Genomic DNA, 1685 nt, shown 5'->3' on the forward strand with positions numbered 1-1685 from the left:
CCTTAAAAACTCTTTGAAAAAAATAAATTGGTACAAAACCTAGTGGCAAAATATACAAAACCTGCTGGCAAGCTACACAAGCTACAGGCAAGCTACAGCTACACAAGCTACAGCTACACTGGCTGGGGAACTTGGATTCGAACCAAGATTGACGGAGTCAGAGTCCGCTGTTCTACCATTAAACTATTCCCCAATAAGCCAATTTTACCATTTCTAGCAGATTCTATAGTGTAGGCAAGTGCAAAAAATCTTTAGATTATCGATAATAAAGAGCGATAGGGATATCATTATAATCCCCGTAGTGGCGGTCTCAATATTTTAGCATATAGCAATAAGCGAATAAAAACATATAAATAGAGCACACCGCGAATGGAGGCATCACAAACTCTTGTTGAAATATTCTCTAATAGGTATATGCCTGTCAGGCAACAGCTACTAAATCATGGAGAATTTATGAGTAATATTCCTACTTATCCTGTTACCCCAAACCTACAGTTGGTATACGTTTCAAACATAGAGTACTCTACGGCTTTTTACAAATTCATCTTCAAGAAAGAACCTGTGTTTGCCTCGCCACGCTATGTTGCATTTGCTTCTTCGGGGGATGCACTCTTTGCTCTCTGGTCAGGGGGCGATACGCCTGAGGAGAATGTGCCTCGTTTTTCAGAAATCGGCATTATGTTGCCAACAGGAGAGGACGTAGATAAGCTATATGTGGAATGGCAAGAGCAAACCACTGTTGAGATAAATGTTTTGAAGGAACCGTATACTGATGTATTTGGACGTACCTTCCTAATCAAAGATCCGGACGGACACATTATTCGTGTTTGTCCACTGGATTAAAAAGCTTAAGATCCGATCTTTAATCGCCTAAATTATAGTACCTCAATTATAATAATTATCTGTTTCCAAAACCTATAAGCTATGCACGCTAAGAGGCTTACTTGCGGCGCGTGGCTTATTCGTTCGGTGCTGTTCCATTTTATATTCAGCCCCACAACCTGCCTGTTTCCACAGGTGGTCTAATTGGTTTGGAGATCAGTCGGCGTTATTGCATGGCCAGTGATCAGTACTTGTAAAATCATAGAAGCTATCCCTCATCGCACTTATATTGAGCCTTTTATTGGAATGGGAGGAATATTTTTTACAAGGAAATTGATATCTTTATGAAGTTAAAAAGGTTTTGTACATAAAAACTAATAAAATCAATATATTAAGTGTAGTTATTTTGTATGAATCCACTTAAGAATCCATACTTTTATGCATGTTTGAATTGATCATTTTTTATATAAAATTGCCATGGATGAATAGACCATAAAAAGCAAATCATGATGCAAATACTATAACGCATGGGTGCATTCAAATGAAATGAAAAGCGGTTATCATTCATAACGTATCATAAATTTTATGATACGTTTTTATCACAGCACAAATTACATTGTTTAAAATTGCAGTTGTTTGGAATTATCGATAACATAAATTGTATGCGTTTAAGAATGGGATGTGTTTTGCTCTTTATTTGAGCGCAACCTGAAAAGGAATAATCGTTTGAAACGATCATAAGCTTATAGATTGGGTTCTAAAGATTGCATAAAAGGATTTAAAGATAAGATCGTTTTTAAAAACGCTTACTAAAAAGTTAGTAAATGATAGGCAGGCATTATATAGATACTATCATCACAATA

At 36.3% G+C, this 1685-nt stretch carries 1 protein-coding gene, 1 tRNA gene and 1 pseudogene; 2 read left to right on the forward strand and 1 reads right to left on the reverse strand.

All coding sequences use genetic code 11. The features are described 5' to 3' along the window. Nucleotides 1–119: 119 nt before the first annotated feature. Nucleotides 120–193, reverse strand: a tRNA-Gln gene (locus ACFIL8_RS09975). 260 nt (nt 194–453) lie between these two features. Between ACFIL8_RS09975 and ACFIL8_RS09980 the strand changes: the two genes are divergently transcribed. Both ACFIL8_RS09980 and ACFIL8_RS09985 read left to right on the forward strand, forming a co-directional pair. Further along, a complete protein-coding gene (locus ACFIL8_RS09980; RefSeq protein ID WP_375655340.1) occupies nt 454–843 on the forward strand; it encodes a VOC family protein in 390 nt (129 codons plus the stop codon). A 234-nt stretch (nt 844–1077) separates the two neighbouring features. Then, nucleotides 1078–1167: pseudogene (locus tag ACFIL8_RS09985) on the forward strand (DNA adenine methylase); the annotation flags it as partial. Between the last annotated feature and the right edge of the window lie 518 nt (nt 1168–1685).

Origin of the sequence: Bartonella sp. AP57NXGY (assembly GCF_042195805.1) — a bacterium.
Classification (GTDB): domain Bacteria; phylum Pseudomonadota; class Alphaproteobacteria; order Rhizobiales; family Rhizobiaceae; genus Bartonella.

Excerpts from the sequence above, each read along its gene's own strand:
- ACFIL8_RS09980 (WP_375655340.1), top strand. The coding sequence starts at position 454 with ATGAGTAATATTCCTACTTATCCTGTTACCCCAAACCTACAGTTGGTA.